At 46.8% G+C, this 19227-nt stretch carries 13 protein-coding genes and 1 pseudogene; all 14 read left to right on the forward strand.

Translation table 11 applies throughout. The features are described 5' to 3' along the window. Position 1: 1 nt before the first annotated feature. The 14 genes and pseudogenes from HYX70_03595 to ligD all read left to right on the forward strand — a co-directional run bounded on the left by HYX70_03595 (position 2) and on the right by ligD (position 19227). Entirely contained in the window at positions 2-250 is a 249-nt protein-coding gene (locus tag HYX70_03595; GenBank protein MBI2798351.1) for a F0F1 ATP synthase subunit epsilon, read from the forward strand. After that, the gene (locus tag HYX70_03600; protein MBI2798352.1) at positions 243-728 is read left to right on the forward strand and encodes a hypothetical protein; all 486 of its coding nucleotides are present in this window, start codon (positions 243-245) and stop codon (positions 726-728) included. Before HYX70_03595 ends, HYX70_03600 begins: the two co-directional genes overlap by 8 nt. Positions 729-815: 87 nt before the next feature. Next, a complete protein-coding gene (locus HYX70_03605) occupies positions 816-4022 on the forward strand; it encodes a tail fiber domain-containing protein (protein ID MBI2798353.1) in 3207 nt (1068 codons plus the stop codon). 120 nt (positions 4023-4142) lie between these two features. Then, positions 4143-6206, forward strand: a complete 2064-nt coding sequence (gene gyrB / locus HYX70_03610) for a DNA topoisomerase (ATP-hydrolyzing) subunit B (protein ID MBI2798354.1) — start codon at positions 4143-4145, stop codon at positions 6204-6206. Between the two features lie 138 nt (positions 6207-6344). Next, positions 6345-8912, forward strand: coding sequence for a DNA gyrase subunit A (gene gyrA / locus HYX70_03615; protein ID MBI2798355.1), 2568 nt, complete (start codon positions 6345-6347; stop codon positions 8910-8912). A gap of 105 nt (positions 8913-9017) precedes the next feature. Then, on the forward strand, positions 9018-9599 hold the full coding sequence (locus HYX70_03620) for a hypothetical protein (protein ID MBI2798356.1): 582 nt from the start codon (positions 9018-9020) through the stop codon (positions 9597-9599). Between the two features lie 335 nt (positions 9600-9934). Beyond that, complete coding sequence (locus tag HYX70_03625; protein ID MBI2798357.1) at positions 9935-10858, forward strand: hypothetical protein; 924 nt, start codon at positions 9935-9937, stop codon at positions 10856-10858. Further along, a complete protein-coding gene (locus HYX70_03630) occupies positions 10855-11469 on the forward strand; it encodes a hypothetical protein (protein MBI2798358.1) in 615 nt (204 codons plus the stop codon). The genes HYX70_03625 and HYX70_03630 overlap by 4 nt, the downstream gene beginning before the upstream one ends. A 113-nt stretch (positions 11470-11582) precedes the next feature. Next, complete coding sequence (locus HYX70_03635; protein ID MBI2798359.1) at positions 11583-12158, forward strand: hypothetical protein; 576 nt, start codon at positions 11583-11585, stop codon at positions 12156-12158. Between the two features lie 123 nt (positions 12159-12281). After that, the gene (locus HYX70_03640) at positions 12282-14447 is read left to right on the forward strand and encodes a hypothetical protein (GenBank protein MBI2798360.1); all 2166 of its coding nucleotides are present in this window, start codon (positions 12282-12284) and stop codon (positions 14445-14447) included. Positions 14448-14525: 78 nt separating this feature from the next. Next, positions 14526-15095: a hypothetical protein gene (locus HYX70_03645; GenBank protein MBI2798361.1), complete on the forward strand. Its 570-nt coding sequence runs from the start codon at positions 14526-14528 to the stop codon at positions 15093-15095. A gap of 51 nt (positions 15096-15146) precedes the next feature. Then, positions 15147-15980 carry a divergent PAP2 family protein gene (locus HYX70_03650; protein MBI2798362.1) on the forward strand — a complete coding sequence of 278 codons (834 nt, stop codon included), beginning with the start codon at positions 15147-15149 and terminating at the stop codon, positions 15978-15980. Between the two features lie 42 nt (positions 15981-16022). Then, a complete protein-coding gene (locus HYX70_03655; protein MBI2798363.1) occupies positions 16023-16790 on the forward strand; it encodes a Ku protein in 768 nt (255 codons plus the stop codon). A 9-nt stretch (positions 16791-16799) separates the two neighbouring features. After that, positions 16800-19227 (forward strand): annotated as a pseudogene (ligD, locus tag HYX70_03660) (DNA ligase D).

A 19227-nucleotide genomic window follows, 5' to 3' on the forward strand; every position in this document is an offset into this window, starting at 1 on the left:
TATGCGGCCAACCTTTGAAGTCAAGATATTCTCACCATTTGAGACATACTATCAAGGCCAAGCTTACAGCTTATCGGCCAATAATGCCAGCGGACCATTTGATGTGCTGGCCGGCCACGCTAACTTTATCTGCCTGCTTTTACCAGGCCCAGTGCGCATTGATACGCCCTATGGCCAGCGTGAGTACAATCTGACGCGTGGAATTGTTAGGGTTAATCAGAGTAAAGTTACACTGTTCGCCAATGTTTAAAGCCATGAAGTGGAAGAAGCCACCTTTAAACAAAGTCTACGAGGCATTGGCTGTAATTGCTGATGGCAGAATTAAAATAACTGGCAATACAGCTCAAATCGTCTCAAGCAGCGGTAATAAAACCTATCAAGTAATTTATAGCCCCAAAAAAAATGCAATCACCGCCAACGACAACGGTAGCTTTTGGCAGGGCTACTTGGGCTATACCTGCATAGCCTTTTTACTCAAGAAGGGATTGGTTGAATTTGATCATGGCCTAGCTAAATATTTAAAGGGATTTATGTGGAAAGACATGGCTGGTCGTTTTAAGCACGATTATAATCAGATAGATGCCTTTGTTGAGCAAGAAATAGCCAAAAAGCACCCAAACTTTAACTTGGCCGAGTTTCATAAGCAACTAGAGAAAATATTGGCCGATGCTATGAAGCTAGACCTAAATAGGCTCCGATCGCCCAAAAAACCACCAGCCGGCTATTAAAATTGAGCTATTTTTATCTGGAAATCAGCTTGCTAAAGCTAACCATAAGCGATACAATTGTTGTAGCCTTAACTACATGGAGTCAAGGTGGAGCCGACAGCACAAACAAATAATCAAACACTCGATTCAACATTTTCATCTCAAGTGAATCCCGAAGGTTTGCTGCCTTCGGATGTTGCTAGTGCCAACAATCAAGTTCAGGCATTACATCAGCGCAATCGCTACTTTCAGCTATTGTGGGCGGTTTTAATTGCCATTGCTCTACTTTTAGTTGGTTTGGCGGTTTGGCTTTTTTTGCGCAATAATACCAAGGTAATTAGTACTACCGGTGTTGCCGAACAGTACAGCCCGACCAGAGTTAATTTGACTAATACCGGCAATCCGACCGCGGTTAATTTGGGGCAGGTAAACATTAATGGTGACCTCCAGGTTTTAGGTGATATTGCAGTCGGTGGCAGTATAAACGGCAACGGCAGCGGCATTACCAACATAAACCCAAACAATATTTCTGGAGTTATACCCGTTGGTCAGCTCGACCCAAATGTGGCGCTTCTCAACCGGAACTTTCAAACCTTTGTGGGCACCAATCAATTCTTTCGTAATAGTAGTAACTCAGTAGCGGCTTTTGAGATTCAAAATGCCTCCTCAGCACCGATTTTTAGCGTTGACACTAGCCAGGGTGCAGTGGCGATTAATTCGACGGTAACCTCACAGAATGGACTACAATTTGAAACTAACGGCAATGGCCGCTTTGCGGGCACACTCCAGGTGGGCGCCCAGTCAAATCCCAGTGTTTCGATTTTGAATACCGGCACCCTGTTTAGCAACGACATTCAGCGCGTATTGACGGTCCAAGACATTACTCAGCCAAGCACAAATGTGCCTGGCCGAATTTACGTTGGAACCAGTGCCGAGCTATTGGCCGATCCACAAATTGATCCGGTTGCTATCACCTACTATCCGCTTCCTCCTGGTTTTCCGACCAACGTCCCGCTAACTGTTTCTGGTAATAAAAATATCTTTGCTGGCGGCTATTCGGCCGTACAAACAGCCAGCACTAACAGTAAGGACTATTTTATTGTTGGTGGCAACCTTAGTGGTGCCACACATGCTGGGTCGGGCAACGTTTTGGTAGATATTGGTCAGTTTAGTACGGTGAGTAATGTAGGTGCTGGATCAATTACGGCGGCGCTGGCAAATGTGGTGGCGCCAACTATGACCCAGGGCGGCATTACCAACTACACCGGCTATACCGCACTTGACCCCCAGAGTTCAGCCCTAACTGGCTATGGTTTGCAGCCTTTGATAACTGGCGGGAGTTTGTTTACCCAAACTGGCATAGATATACAGTGGCAACACTCGGCTACTGGCGCAATTGGTACGTTTGCCAACTTAAATCTATATTCAGAAGGCCAGTCTTCAAATAACCTTATGGAGGGCTCGCTCATAATAGGTCAGTGCAACACATATAGTGCGGTTAACCTGTATGAGCTACTTAATATTGCTAATCCTACCAACCGAACCAATTGTTTAAGCTCTACAGCAAATCAAGTTAGGTTGACCGTTGCAGGGACTGCTAGTCAGACCAGCGACCTAAGCCGATGGACAAATAGTAGTGGCACGGTGCTGGATAGCATTAGTTCGAGCGGCAAGTTGAATGTTCAAGGTTCGGGTTCGGAATTTGCGCTCAACGTAGGCAATACTAGCCTCAACGGTGGCTTAATGATAAAAGGCACATTTGGCTCTGGCGACACCCTAACTACTACTGGCATCGGCACTAGAGCTTTTGTGTATCCAAAAAAAGCAGCCTTTCGGGCGGGTATTATTACAGGCAGTGGTCCGTATGCTGGTGCCGAATGGAACGATGCCAATATTGGCGACCGGACGGTTGTGTTTGGCAAAGACAGCGCCGCAGTTGGCAGCGATAACTTTGTGGCTGGCAATAACCTCAACGTTACTGGTTCTGCAAATGCAGTTTTTGGTGATGCGACTGGTTTTGGTGCTTCAATTGCCGGAATTGGAAATTTTAGTGTTGGCCCAAATACGATTAGTGCTACGACCGGCGTTGGCAATGCCGTGTTTAATGTGTTTAGTGGTGTTAGCTCTGTAATAAACACGATTGGTACCGGCGGCAATGTAGTATTTGGTAACGGCAACTCAATCAGCACCGGCAGCTCTAACAGGTTATTTGGCAATAGCATTACTGCCACGGGTAGCAATGCCTATATAATTAACCTAAGCTCTACGGCAGTAAGTTCTTCGGCAAGCAATGTATTTTCGGTAATGAATGGCAAGGTAGGCATAGGCAGCACAAACCCCACTGCTCGCCTAGATGTTAGTGGTAGCTCGGGTACTGAAATAACGGCCATCTTCGACAACGGAACTTCTACTGGCGATATTATGCGCGCAAGAGACGGCGGCACCCAAGTGTTCGCACTGGCAAATGAAGGTGCGGCCACATTCCAAAACAAAACTAACTCTACAGCGGCATTCCAGATTCAAAATGCTGCGGGAACTTCTAACTTGCTAATTGCTGATACCACCAATACCCGAATTGGCATTGGTGCTAGTGGACCAACCAACACTCTAACTGTTACCAACACAGGCACCACTAGTGTGGCCAAGTTTAATGGCTCAAGCAGCACCCAATGCACGGTGGTTACTGGCACCGGTTGGAGCTGTAGCTCCGACGAACGGTTAAAAACCAATATACTATCGATTGATGATGGTTTGGATAAGATTATGCAACTGCGCGGCGTAACGTTTAATTGGGTGAGCGATCCGAACGGAGAACAGCAAGATGGATTTATAGCCCAGGAGGTTCAAAAAGTTTTGCCAGAGCTGGTAAGCACTGATACAAATGGTTACCAGAGCCTTAATAAAGACGGTATTTTAGCTTATCTTGTTAAAGCCGTTCAGCAACAACAGAGTCAAATTGACCAGCTAAAAAATATTGCTTCTAGCAGCGCTACGTCGATAGACGTAATTAAGATCCTTGCCGATGCCCAGGCCGTAACCCTAAGTGGCGACCTAACTGTAAATGGCCAAGTCGTGGTAGCTGGCAACTTGCAGCTCAAAGGCGACAACACGGGCGTAATTAGGGTACCGGCTGGCCAAACCCGTGTGCGCATGAGCTTTAATAGGCCATTCCAGGTGGCACCAAATGTTACGCTGACAGCCAAAGCCTTAACAAAAGTGAGCTACGCTGTTGATAACGAATCAACTACCGGGTTCGATGTAATCTTGGAGTCGCCACAAGATCAGGATACGGTTTTGAATTACCACGCTCTCTAGTCTAAATTAACTTGCAACTAACCTGGTATTCACCTATAATGAAGAGTAGATATAAGCTGCAAATTGGCTTATTATTTGTTTACTGATTCTACTATATATAGCGAAGGGTTTGATTCTTTTATGGCCGAAAAAGCAAAATATAGTGCACAACAGATCCAAGTTTTAGAAGGGCTAGATCCAGTTCGTAAACGTCCGGGCATGTATATTGGTGGTACTGGTATTGACGGCTTGCACCACCTGGTGTGGGAGGTGGTCGATAATGGTATCGACGAGGCTCTGGCCGGCCGCGCTACCTATGTTGAGGTTACTATGTTGCCCGATGATGGGCTAAGAGTGCGTGATAATGGTGCTGGTATCCCAGTCGACAAGGTAAAAGCTACTGGTAAGTCGGCGCTCGAAACAGTGCTTACGGTACTGCACGCTGGTGGCAAATTTGGTGGCGACAGTGCCTACAAAGTTTCGGGCGGTTTGCACGGGGTGGGCGTGAGCGTGGTGAATGCCTTATCTACCAAGCTAACAGCCCGGGTGTTTAAAGATGGCACTGAATACATTCAGGAATACGACCAAGGTAATCCAAAAGGTGCAATCAAAAAGGTTGGTTCAACCAAAGACTCTGGCACCGAGATTACTTTTTACGCCGATGACAAGATTTTTGAGACCACCAACTATTCTTATAACGTTATTTTGGAACGCTTGCGTCACCAAGCCTACTTAAATAAAGGTGTGCGCACCATCTTGCGCGATGAGCGAGGCGACCAGCCCAACTCCTATCAGTTTTATTTCGAGGGCGGCATTAAGAGCTACGTTGAGCACTTAAACAAAGGCAAAGAAACCCTTAACCAACCCACCTTCTATGTCGACAGGCAGGTTGGCGATGTTAATGTTGAGATTGCTATTCAGTACTGTAATAGTTTTAACGAGCAAGTCCGAGCCTTTGCCAACAATATTGTAACGCCCGAAGGCGGCACCCATTTGGTGGGTTTTCGTACCGCCCTAACCCGGGTAGTAAATGATTACGCTCGCAAAAATGGATTGATTAAAGAAAAAGAAGAAAACCTAACTGGCGATGACGTGCGCGAAGGCTTAACGGCCGTGGTGTCGGTTAAGTTGCCCGAGCCGCAGTTTGAAGGCCAAACCAAAGCCAAGCTTGGCAACCCAGAAATCCGGCAAGTTGTAGAGAAAGTATTAAGCGAGTATTTTAGCTATTATCTAGAAGAAAACCCCAACGAAGCCAAAAAGATTATTGGCAAAGGCGTGCTAAGTGCTCGGGCCCGTCTGGCGGCTCGCGCGGCCCGAGACAGCGTAATCCGCAAAGGCGCGCTAGAGGGCATGACATTGCCTGGCAAACTAACCGACTGCAGTAGTAAGGATCCAGCCAGAAGTGAAGTTTACTTAGTTGAGGGCGATAGTGCCGGCGGCTCGGCCAAACAGGGTCGCGACCGAGATTTTCAGGCCATACTGCCACTGCGCGGCAAGATCTTAAACGTTGAGCGGGCTCGCTTAGACAAAATGCTTGCTAACAACGAGGTTAAAAACTTAATCATTGCGCTGGGTACTGGCATAGGCGAAACTTTCGATATCTCCAAACTTCGTTATCACCGGGTTATAATTATGACCGATGCCGATGTCGATGGGGCTCACATTCGTACGCTTTTGCTAACTTTCTTTTACCGACATTTTCCGCAGCTGGTCGAAAATGGCAATATTTACATAGCCCAGCCGCCGTTGTTTAAGGTCAGTAAAGGTAAAACTGGTTACTGGGCCTTTAGCGATAAGGAGCGCGACAAGTTTATTGCTGAGATTATTGCCAGTGCCCAAGACAGCAAGTCCAAGGCCAAAGCCAAGCTTGCCACTAAAAAGCCCGAAGTGGTAAGTGCCAAAGATTTGGCCAAATTTGCCGAGAGTGTCTCGGGTGAGGATGAAAGCGAAGAGACGACAGCCGAAGACAACCCGATAAAGAAAGCTGGTATTAATGTACAGCGCTATAAGGGTTTGGGCGAGATGAATGCCGATCAATTATGGGAAACCACTATGGATCCGGCTAATCGGATTTTGCTAAAAGTAACGGTAGCCGACGCCGAAAAAGCCGACGCCATATTTAATAAGCTAATGGGCGAAGAGGTCAGCCTGCGAAAGAGCTTTATTCAGACTCATGCTACCAACGTAACTAATCTGGACATATAATTATGGCTTATTTCTTTGGAGCATTTCATTGGCAAAACCTACGCGATTCATTCGCCGTGCCTTTAAGTCCGTCTCATTGCATTGCTCGGTCTTTCCGCGAACTGCTTACAAATAAATCAGCCATAGAAAGAGTAGAATATGGAAGATAAAGAAAACATACCTGGGCCAATCGAAGAGAATCCGGAAAATAAATTTGGAGCAAATATTGCCGACGGCTTGAGTGATCCGGTTAAGACTGAATTCGGGCTAATTTCAGACAAAACAGTTGAGTCCGAGATGGAACAGAGCTATTTAGATTACGCTATGAGTGTAATTGTCGCTCGAGCTTTGCCCGATGTGCGCGACGGCTTAAAGCCGGTGCACCGCCGCATACTATATGCCATGAACAACATTGGCCTGCGGCACAATGTAAAGTACCGTAAGTCGGCTACGATTGTTGGTGAGGTGATTGGTAAGTTTCACCCGCACGGCGATGCGGCAATTTATGAATCAATGGTTCGAATGGCACAACCCTGGGCGATGCGCTACACACTAGTAGACGGCCAAGGTAACTTTGGTAGTATGGACGGCGATGGGGCAGCCGCCCACCGCTATACCGAAGCCAGGATGACCCGGCTTGCCGAAGAGCTATTAGCCGATATCGACAAAGATACCGTTGACTTTATGCCTAACTTCGACGGCAGCCAGAAAGAGCCCAAGGTGCTGCCAGCCAAGCTACCAAACCTGCTTATCAACGGCGTGCAGGGTATTGCTGTTGGTATGGCCACAAACATACCGACCCATAACCTCTCAGAGGTCATTGATGGCGTAATTTGTTTAATTGATACTCCAAATGCCGGACCAGTTGAACTGGCCAAAATTGTAAAAGGCCCCGACTTCCCGACTGGTGGTGTAATTTTCGATGATGGCTCAATCGCTCACGCTTACGGAACTGGTCGTGGTAGCATTACCATGCGGGCGGTGGCCGAGATAGAAGAAGATAGCAAAGGTCGCGAAAAGATAATCATTAGTGAAGTGCCTTACCAGGTGAATCCATCGGTTTTGATTGCCAAGATTGCCGAACTGCACCAAGCCAAAAAAATAGTCGGCATTTCAGATCTACGCGATGAGTCAGCCAAAGAAGAAGTTCGAATTGTTATTGAACTCAAAAAAGATGCCTATGCCAACAAAATACTCAATCAGCTCTATAAGCTCACGCCTATGCAAACGGCCTTCCATGTAAATATGCTTGCCCTAGTCGACGGCATACAGCCACGCGTTCTTAACTTAGAAACAGTCCTGCGCGAATATCTCAAACACCGCCAGATTGTAGTACGCAGGCGCACCGAGTTTGAGCTCAAAAAAGCCGAAGACCAGGCTCATATACTCGAGGGCTTAAAAATTGCTCTGGATCAAATTGACGCTGTTATTTCAACCATTCGCAAGTCGCAAACCCAAGAAGAAGCCAGAGCGAATTTAGTAGAGCGGTTTAAACTATCAGAAATCCAAGCCAACGCCATCTTGGCCATGCAGCTGCGCCGTTTGGCTGCGCTCGAACGCCAAAAAATCGAAGACGAACTTAAAGAGCTAAAGAATTTTATCAAAGAGCTGAAGGAAATCTTATCGTCCGAAGCAAACATCTTAAAGATCATTCGCGAGGAACTAGTTGAAATAAAAGAACGCTATGGCGACAGGCGTCGCACCAAGATAGTTAAAAAAGCCATTGGCAACTTCTCTGAAGAAGACTTAATCCCCGACGAAGATGTGATTATCACGCTCACCAAAGGTAATTATATTAAACGCATACCGGCCAATACTTATATACAGCAAAACCGAGGCGGTAAAGGCAAAATTGGCATGACTACCAAAGAAGAAGACGTGGTTGAGCACTTGTTGCAATGCCGAACTCACGATACGGCCTTGTTTTTTACCAGTCTTGGCAGGATATTCAAGCTGAGAGTTTATGAGATTCCGGCCGCCGCCCGAACCGCCAAGGGTCAATCCATTGTGAATCTATTAAGCCTGGGTCCAGAAGAGCGAGTAACTTCAATGCTGACCACCAAAAAAGGTGAGGCTACTAAATTCTTATTTATGGCTACCCGTAGCGGTGTTATTAAGAAAACCAAGCTCGATGATTTTACCAATATTCGTACCAGCGGCATTATTGCTATTAAACTTGATCGTGGCGATGAATTGCGTTGGGTCAAAAAGACTTCTGGCAACGACGATATTATTATTTCAACCGCCATGGCTCAGGCCATTAGGTTTAAAGAAGCCGATGCTCGCCCAATGGGCCGGGCTACACGAGGTGTAAGGGGTATCCGTTTGCGACCAAAAGATCACGTGGTGGGTATGGATGTGCTTGGCGGACAAGAGGGTGTTCTCTTGGTTGTAACCCAAAACGGCTACGGTAAGATTACCAAAAGTAATCAGTTTGCCACTCACAACCGCGGCGGTGTTGGTATACGGGCTGGTGTGGTCAATCAAAAAACCGGCCAAACAATCGATGTTAGAATTGTGGCTAGCATAGAGGATGACGTAATGGTGATATCGCGCCAGGGTCAAGTTATTCGTTTAAGTCTCCGGGGCATACCCAAAATGGGTCGCTCGACCCAGGGGGTTCGCATAATGCGGCTCCGGGGCAACGACCAAGTAGCTTCGGTAGCAATATTGCCGATAGAACAGGTGCCAGACGAAAAGCTCCAAGCCAACAAGCCAGTTAAGTAAATTGTTGAAAATTTCACAGCTTAAAGCTTATGCCAATGTTATTATGCAAGGGTTGCTTCAGCAAGAAGCATTCTTAAGAGTAGCAATTTAAAGGGAGGGCACTATATGTCACTTAAAACAAGAATTTTAACATTTGGCGCAACAGCCATAACACTAGTTGGTCTAAGTGCTGGTGTAGCATCGGCTAGCACCGCAACCATTAGTACCACAGGTCCTAACTCGGTCAACTGGGTTCAGTTTGTGTACTCACTGAATTGGTTTTCAAGCAACACCAACAGTCTTGGTGTTAACAACATAAACAACCAAACAGCAACTACCGGCAATGCCCGTGTTAGCCGCAATACGATCGCTGGCTCGGCGGTTACTGGTAATGCTGGCAACAACAATACCAGCACGACCGTGGCAACAGTAGTAAATACGCCAAACGGCTCGGTTAATTTAGTAACCCCGAACGACACTGCAACCATTGTTCTAACCGGCCCTAATTCGAATAACTGGGTTCAAACAACAAACACTGCAAGCGTAGTTACTACCAACACCAATGTAGTGGGCGTAAACAACCTAAGCAGCCAAAACTCAAGCAGCGGTAACGCCACTGTAAACAACAACACGACTGGCGACTCGGCTGTAAGCGGCTCGGTCAATAATATAAACTCGTCGAACACAACCGTAACTGTAGCTAATTAATTAAGCTAGCCCAAAACGGTTAAAAGAGCGGCTGTAGCCGCTCTTTTGCAATTAAACAAATTAAACAATTTTACAAAAAAGATTCCGCTACTGCTTGACACCAACCAATTAAAAAGCGTATAACAAAAAAAGCTTTTACCAAAAGAGCGCAAAAGAACATCAAAAAATAATAAACACAAAAAGTAAAAGATTTCATTGTCGAACGCCTATAGCTTTGGTATAGTCGACAATAGAAAGCTGATTTACGCTTTAGATTGAGATTTGTGTGCAGCAGTGGAGGAGTCAGTTTTAAACCTGGGCGGGCCACATCATTTAAATGAGAGGGGCAATACTTGATGTATTCTCGCGGGACTCGTTATCTGTTTTTGGTGCTGAGCGCAGCACTTGGTTTGCTTGCTTTAAGCGGCCGAGCTCTGGCAGCTTCGGAAACAGTTAATAATAAGTTGGTAGACACTAGCTCGTCAGTGTCGCGCAATAATAATTCCAGCAACTCTGTGTTAGCCCAGAGCAGCGAATCGTCTTCAGTGTATTCGTCAAGTATTATTACTGCCGGCTCCAAAGATGAAGGATCAACCGGTTCCGGTACTGGCTACTCAGCTGGCACAACCACCGGTGGTGATAATGAGCTGCCAACCAAAAATTCCGATACGCTAACTAATACTCCGGGCGGTACCATCGCTAATACAGTGTTAGCAGCTGGCGAGCGGATCCAAGCAGGCGACAGCCAGCTTAGCAAGTCTGCAGTCGAGCAAATAGCTCACAGCAGTAGCTATCATGCAATTGCGCCAAGCACTGCGCCAAGCCAGCAAGATGGTGCTAGGCTTACGCCCGCTCAGCTGCCCGTGCCGGCAAAAAGCCCCATACAAAACCGAGCCGATCTTGGCTACACGCTTGGCGCACTAGCTCAACTTTTGAGCAACACAACTATTGGCTATTCTTGGCCAGACTTTATAGCAATAGCTTCTCTGACAAACACAGCCAACATCGACTGGACCGCAATCATAATCGCAGTGTTAGCATTGCTCGCCTTGCTCGCAACGAGCGAGCTAATTGTACGCTGGCGCAAGAAGGGCTTTGTACATGCCGCCCGTGCCGACTTGAGTTACCAAAATATTTCTACCAGTAAATTAGTCGGGGGCTTGCTGAAATCGAACAGTCGTAGTGCAAGCTCTCATTTTATTGCCCAATTTCAATCTAGTTTGCAAAATCAAAAATCAAAAATTATGTGCAACACTAATTTAATTGGAGGAGCTTTATGAGAAACAAACTCATCATCGCTTTGAGCATGATGCTTTCGCTTGGGCTGACAGGCGTGGCACGTGCTGACACTAGCACAATAACTAACACCGGTGCTAACAGTAACAATACTGTTAGTTTCAGCAGCAGTTATACCCAAACTGTGACCAACACCAACTCGGGGTTTGTAACAAATACCAACACCCAAGCCGGAACCAGTGGTGATGCTACTGTTAATGACAATACTACAGGTAGCAGTGCCATAAGTGGTAGTGTTACTAACAACAACACCACTGCTACCAGTGTTAGTATCAACAATGCTGGTGGTGTGGGGGGTGGTAGTAACACACCACCCAACAATGTAACACCAAGCAGCGGCGGTCAAGGGGGCGGTAGCGGTTCGGCTCCAGAAGCCCAAACACTGCCCCGCACTGGCGGCGGCGGCATTAACGACATGCTACTCAATGCCCTAATGAACGCTCGCCAAGGTGTAATTTCGCCACTGGCCAAAACAGGTGCCAACTGGAGCTGGAGCTTAACACTACTAGCTGGCATGTTGGCGCTGGCAGCTACTTACGGTTATAGCAAACTGCAGAATCGCAAATTTGCAGCTCAATTGGCGCAAACTGTTTAAGTAATTTTAAAATCGAGTCTTTTTTTGGGCTCGACCACTGTAAATCTCCAAGATAGATAGTGGCCGGGTCCAAAAGAGCCCGAAATCTACACAAAAGAAGGGAGGTGAATACAATGAAGAACGTACTACGATACTCTGCTGTAGCAGTTGCAAGCGTAGGTCTTTTGGCTGGTGTAGCTTCAGCTAGCTCTGCCGTAATCGGCACTACTGGCCCGAACTCGAACAACCAGGTAACCGGTACTAACACCTGGACTTCAGTCTTGAACAACACCAACAGCGCAACCGCTACCAACAACAACGATCAAAGCGGTACAAGTGGTTCGGCTCACGTAAACAACAATACTACTGCGGGTTCTGCCGTAAGCGGTAATGTTAATAACTCGAACTCAGCCACAAGCTCGTTCAGCGTGAATAACGCAGCTGGCGGTAGCATGGCTTGGCCAACATTTGGCAACGACTCAAGCAGCATCAACGTTACTGGACCAAGCTCTAACAACACTGTGAACTTTACTAACACCGCCACAGGTGTAGTTAACAACACAAACACTGTAAGAGTTACCAACAACAACGACCAGAGCGGCACTAGTGGCTCGGCTCATGTGAGCAACAACACCACTGCTGGTTCTGCCAACAGCGGCAGCGTTAGCAACACAAGCTCATCTTCAACAACGGTTTCTGTTACCAACTAGAAACGTTTAGCGATGAGGTGGCAAGGCCGCAGATTCTTTAACGAATCTGGCCTGCCAGCAATTATCCTGATTTATCACTTTACTAAAACAAACATTAGAGAATTACCGGAGGGACAAACAACTATGAAAAAACACTTCGACACACTTTCTAAACTTGTAGTGGGACTGACCATACTGAGCTTGGCAGTGATTCAGCCAGTATCGATAGCTATGGCCGCTGATACGGCAACAACCGACAGCTCTACACCTCCGGCAAGTGACCAGACCACCCAGCCCAGCACGCCCGCAGAAACTTCGTTGCCAACAACTAGCACCGATCAAAACCAGCCAGTCACAGGGCCAACATCGCCGGTCGGCCCTATGGCTACGCCGGGACCTCAGAAACCCAATGGTGCCGATAGTAATACATATACCTACAACAGCGACACGGGTATGTGGGAAAACGACCAGTATATATGGGATCCAACTACTCGCCAAACTCGACCCAAAGAGGTGCCAGATTATTTTTACAACCCAAGCACAGGTACTTGGAGCACCAAAGACTGGGCTTACGACCCAGCTAGTGGCAAATATCAGCCGGTTGTTCGCACAGTCTCGCCAGAGCTGGTTGCGGCACTTGGGCTAGACCCCCAAAAAGCTGCTCTTTTAGACAACGACCCTAGCATTTCGAACACCGGCCCTGGTTCTAACAACCAAATTAGCAATCACGACACTGCCAATGGTGCATTCAATTTGTTCTCTCGCTCTGAGATCGCCAACTACTTTAATATGAATTCGCTAACCGGCAACGCTGGTGTAAGCGGCAACACCCAGGCTGGCGACGCCACCAGTGGCAGCGCTGCGACTGCGGCCAATATATTAAACCTGCTTCGTTCGGCCTGGAGTATTACAGGTGGCAACCTAGTGACCTTCTTTCAGAACTTCTTTGGCGACATGAACGGTGATATTTTACTCGACACCGGTCAAGGCCGGGGCTCGGGTGCGCTCACTGCACTTGGTGGGGTTAACGACAATATTGCCAATACTGGGCCAAGTTCCAATAATACGATTGATTCTACAAAAGACGGCGACCTGAGCATTAACAGCACCAGCCTAAATAGCATCGATAACAACCTAAAACTAAATTCACAAACTGGTGCCGCTTCTGTTGACGGCAATACCATTGGCGGAAGTGCCCGGTCGGGTGATGCAGCGGTATTACTGAATCTCATAAACCTGATTAGCAGTGCTATATCCTCCCGCCAATCATTCTTTGGGGTTTTAAACATTTTTGGCAATCTAAACGGTGATATTCTGTTCCCGCCAGGATTTTTGGAAAGTGTGTTAGCCTCGAGCTCTAGCGGCAGCCCGAACGGCAATCAGGGAAGAATTAGCAATACCGGGCCAAGCTCTAACAACACAATTACTGCTAGCCAGCAAAGCAGTTTGTTAGCAAATACAAACAGCGTTGATAGCATAAACAACAACATCAACACCAGTGCCCAGAGCGGTAGCGCCGACGTCAGTGGCAACACCCAGGCTGGCAGTGCTACCAGTGGCGATGTTAACGCCAAGGTTACCCTGCTTAATCTAACTGGCCGCCAAGTGATTGCTAAAAATGCCATTTTGGTTTTTGTGAATGTGTTTGGCCGCTGGGTGGGTTTGATAATGAATGCACCCCAGGGTAGCAATAGTGCATTAGTTGGGGGCGGAGTAGCTAGTAATTCTGTATTGCCAGCCGGCAACACAACCCTCAATGCCACGACGCAAAACACTATTAATAACAACATAGATCTATCAGCCCGTTCAGGCGATGTGAGTGTTACTAACAACACCCAGGCTGGCAGTGCTACCAGCGGCAGGGCCGATATAGCCGCCAACATAGGTAACATTATTGACTCCAACTTTAGCCTCTCTGATTGGTTTGGGGTGCTGTTTATCAATGTGTTTGGCAACTGGGTTGGGAGCTTTGGAGTCGATACCGCTGCCGGAAACCCGCCAGCGGCTGTTGAGCAGGCAGCCATAAATCAGCTAAACCAGTCAGTCGCAACCAGCACAAAGGCCGCCAGCAATAGCTCGTCAGTTTCTGAGGCTGGGGCAGCAGGTGGTGGCTTGTTAAATTCTATCATCCAAAACAACACCGCCAACTCAAGCCTAAATGGCAACCCATATAACCAAACCTCGCCAGTAAACAGTGTAAATAACTTTAAAAAATCTACGGGCCTACCACTATCAAGCTACTTGTGGCCTATATTTGCGCTTGCGGCCTTACTTGTTGCAAGTGTTCTTTATAAGTTCTCAAAAGAGTAGATCTATTACTCATCTGGCCAGTGCACAAGGTGCAGAAGTTCAATAACTGTTGTATTATAGAATCAAAAGGAACAACTTGTGTTACAAGCCCTGCCCAAGAAAATTCTCAAAAGAATTAGCCACCACTTTTATAGTCCCACAGAGATACTAGCCGAAATAAATGTGCGGGCAGGCGCTAATGTACTCGAAATTGGTTTACCGGTTGGATTTTTTGCAACTGCTTTGCTTGGTAAGGTTGGTGATCAGGGTCGGGTATACATTACAGGGCCTAATCAGGAGTCATTAGAAAAGCTAGCCCATTTAACTGCTAGAGAAAACTTTCACCCAGTTATGCTCGCTGATGTTTTAGCCGGGCACGGCTTAGCCCAGAATAGTATTGACTTAGTGATTTTAACTAACTTACTTTCAAAATCTTATCACCCCGACAAGTTTTGTTTAAGCTTAGGCCAATATTTAAAACCAGATAGCGAAGTCGTTTTAATTGATTGGGATGCCACTCAGACCAAACATGTTGGTCCAGTAGCCGAGCGACGCGTGAGTCGAGAAGATGCTCTTAAACTGCTAACCGCATGCGGTATGCAATTTAAAAGAGTTTTGAATATCCCGGGCTATCACTATGGCCTGGTTTTTGGTATGCCACATGGCTAACAAATTGCCTATCTGGGCATAATCTATTAGAATATAAAAAAGGAGCTCTAGGTGAATATTACCCCTTATTTATATGTTCCGCTAATTACTTGGGTGATAGCGCAAACCGTTAAGTTTTGCCTAGCGCTTTTGCGTGGCGATGTTAATGTTCGTTACCTGTATGCTAGTGGCGGCATGCCCAGTGTGCATTCGGCCGTGGTTTCGAGTTTAGTTACCTATGCTCTATTGCAAGGGGGGCCGAACAGTCCTTTGTTTGGCGTAGTGGCAGTTTTTGCAGCCATTGTTATTTATGATAGCTTTGGTGTAAGACGTTCGGCAGGTGATAACGCCAGGGCATTCAATAAGCTTATAGATGAACTAGCTGAAACTGGCGGTGTGCGTGATAAGACAGCTTACGGGCACTTAAGAGAAATTCTGGGCCATAAGCCTCTCGAAGTTTTGGTGGGCGTGGTGTTGGGGGTAATTATGGGTATTGTTTTTGGTGTGCAGAATCTGCAGCTTCGCTCGGCATTCTTTTATGCGGGCGTTACCAGCGATCAAGCCAAGGTATTGGCCGGCCTTGGCCTAGTAGTTATTATTTGTGCTGTGCTGTTTAGGGCTTTTTATAAGCCTAAAAGTAAGGGAGTTCGTACGGCTCTAAACTATGTTTTTTATTGGAACATGATAGCTGGTTTAGCAATCGCCTTAGTTGGCATTGCTGGCTATGAACAAGTTGCCTACTTTTCTTCGCAGATGGTTGCAACATTGGTTGTTGCGATTTGGCTGGTTGGCTTTGTTATCTTCTTGGTGCGTCTTATCGTGGTAGATCGTGCCCACAAAAAGACCGTGTCGCAGACCCAAGGCCGCGACACTTGGCTCAAAAAAGCTGGCAAGAAAAAGAAATAGAGCGCTTGCAGACAAAACGGACTCAAGTAGTATAATAAGCCTATGCGGTCAATTTGGAATGGCTCGATAAGTTTTGGGCTGGTGAATATTCCGGTCAGTCTTTATAGTGGTAGTGCTGCGCACGAGGGGTTGGATTTAGACATGCTGCATAAATCCGACCACTCGCCTATCCGCTACGCCAGGGTTTGCCGCCAAGATGGCAAAGAAATTCCCTACAACGACATTGTAAAAGGCTATGAATTTCGCAAAGGCGATTATATAGAACTGACCGACGAAGACTTTAAAAAAGCCGATGTGCACAAAACTAAAACCATAGATATAAAGCAGTTTGTCGATGAAGCCGAAATCGACATTCGTTATTTCGAAAAGCCATATTACTTAGAGCCGCAAAAAGGTGCCGAACACGCCTATGCACTTTTGCGCGAAGCACTGGAGCAATCTAGCAAACTGGCGGTGGCCATATATGTTCTACGCAACCGAGAAAGCTTGGCCGTTATAAAGCCAGTTGGCAAAGCATTGGTGCTAATCCAAATGCGTTTTCCAGCTGATCTTAAAGAGCCAACTGGGCTCAAGTTTCCGCCGAAAGAGAAAGTCGACGCTGGGGAAATGAAGATGGCTATCACCCTGATAAACAAGCTCACCAAACACTATATTGCCGAAGATTGGCACGATACCTACACCGAAGAACTCGAAGAAATTATCGAACAAAAGGCCAAGGGCAAGAAACCAAAATCTCACGGCAAAGCACCAGCCAAAACCGAAGCCCACGATCTAATGGCCAAGCTCAAAGAGAGTCTCGGCAAAAGCTAATCCTAAGCCATGGCTTTAAACGACTATCATAAAAAGCGAAAATTTAAACAGACGCCTGAGCCCAAGGGGAAAGTTAAGCACTCCAAATCAAAGAAGCTTGAATTTGTGGTTCAAAAACACCAGGCAAATCAATTGCACTATGACTTGCGTCTGGAGATGAACGGCGTACTTAAGAGCTGGGCGGTACCCAAAGGCCCTTCGCTCGATCCGCATGTGCGACATCTAGCAGTCAAGGTTGAGGATCACCCGTTTGAATATCGCAAATTCGAAGGTATGATTCCTGAAGGCAACTACGGTGGCGGCAATGTAATTATTTGGGATAGCGGGGCTTATGAGCCACGAGTAGAAACCGACGACTCAGAGAAGACGTTGCTGGCTGAGCTCAAAAAAGGCCACATTACCTTTATTTTACATGGCCAAAAACTTAAGGGCGAATTTGCCCTAATTCGCAGCGAACATATTGGCAAAAACAACTGGCTGCTGATTAAAAAAGGCGATAAGTATGCCGCTACTCGTGATGTTACCAAAGAAAACACGTCCGTAGTTAGTGGCAAGACCGTTGAGGAAATTGGCGATGGCGAAGATGTTGATATAAAAAAAGCTCCCGGGGTCGCGATGCCCTCTCACGTTAAGCCTATGCTGGCTACTCTCACCGAAGCAGCTTTCGACGACCCAAATTGGATTTACGAGATTAAATGGGACGGCTATAGGACACTTGCCGCCTGGGACGGTAAACGCGTGGATTTGTATTCGCGCAATGGCTTGGACTTTAGTAAAAAATATCCAGCCATAGCTGAGGCAGTTCGCTCTATAAAACCAAGAGTTGTGCTAGATGGCGAGATTGTAGCAGCCGACAAAAGTGGGCGCTCGCATTTTGGATGGCTGCAGAATTATGGCACTGCCCCGCAGGGTGAGCTTTTGTATTACGCCTTTGACATTTTGTGGTGTGACGGTCGTGATCTTGTTGGGCTACCACTCTTGCAACGCAAAAAGGTGTTGCAAAGCCTAATCCCCCAACAATCACTAATTCGCTATAGTGATCATGTTGGGGCTAAGGGCAAGGCTTTTTTTGCGGCTGCCAAACGCAAGAGTCTTGAGGGGATAATGGCCAAGCTTGCTAACAGTACCTATCAAGTTGGTAAGCGTAGTCGCGATTGGCTAAAGATTAAAACCCACATGCGCCAAGAGGTTGTGATAGGCGGCTTTACTGAGCCCAAAGGGAGCCGGCAGTTTATTGGGGCCTTGATTGTTGGTGTTTACGAAAAGGGTAAGCTAGTTTACGCTGGCCATGTCGGTGGCGGCATCCCGCCCAACCAACTAGAGCCGCTACGCAAAAAACTTTTGAGCTTAGAGCGCAAGGTTTTTCCATTCGCTGCCGAACCAAAGCCGAATGGTGAGGTTCACTGGGTAGCGCCCAAGCTAGTCTGCGAAATTAAATTTGGTGAATGGACTAGTGAGGGGCAAATGCGCCAGCCAATATTTGTAGGTTTACGCAACGACAAACCAGCCAAAGCAGTTAAGCGTGAACTGCCAAAGAGGAGATACTTTGAGTAAATTCGAATTTACACATTTAGACAAAGTCTTTTTTAAAGAGGCTGGGCTTACCAAAGGTGACCTGGTTGAATATTATCAAACAGTAGCAAAAACTATGTTGCCATATTTAAAAAACCGGCCAGAATCACTATTGCGTCAGCCCGACGGCTATAACGGCATATCATTCTTTCAAAAAGACATGGGCGATAAACTGCCAGCCTGGGTTAAAACTAAAAAAATCCACTCCGACTCAACAGGCGAGGACATTAACTATCTGGTTTGTAATGACCAAGACTCTCTCTTATATATGGTGCAGTTAGGCTGCATAGAGATTAATCCTTGGAGCTCTACACTCGGTCACCCAGGCAAACCTGATTGGATAGTAATCGATCTAGACCCAGAGGGAGTTGATTTTGAATCGGTGGTTGAGGTTGCGCTGTGTGTGAAGATGGTGTGCGATGAGCTTAAGATTCCAGCCCACCCCAAAACTTCGGGCAAAACCGGCATTCATATATATATACCCATGCAGGCCAAATATAGCTACGATCAGGGCAGGGACTTAGCGCACCTGCTGGTAACACTAGTCAATCAACGAACCCCAGAGCTCACTAGCATAGAACGCAGCCTCAAAAAGCGCCCTCATAAGATATATTTGGACTTTTTGCAGAACAGCCAAGGCCAAACTCTCGCAGCCCCCTACTCTGCTCGGCCCACCAAATTCGCCAGCGTGTCGACTCCCCTTCACTGGGATGAGGTAAACAAGCGCTTAGACCCTATGCGGTTTACAATTAAGACCACACCTAAGCGTTTAGCCAAAGTTGGCGACTTATGGAGACCGGTGCTAGGTAAGGGCATAGAGCTTAAAAAAATGATTTCTAAGATAGAAAATATAATCGAGAAATAA

It is taken from the genome of Candidatus Saccharibacteria bacterium (assembly GCA_016191105.1).
Classification (GTDB): Bacteria; Patescibacteriota; Saccharimonadia; order CAILAD01; family BJGX01; genus JACPPH01.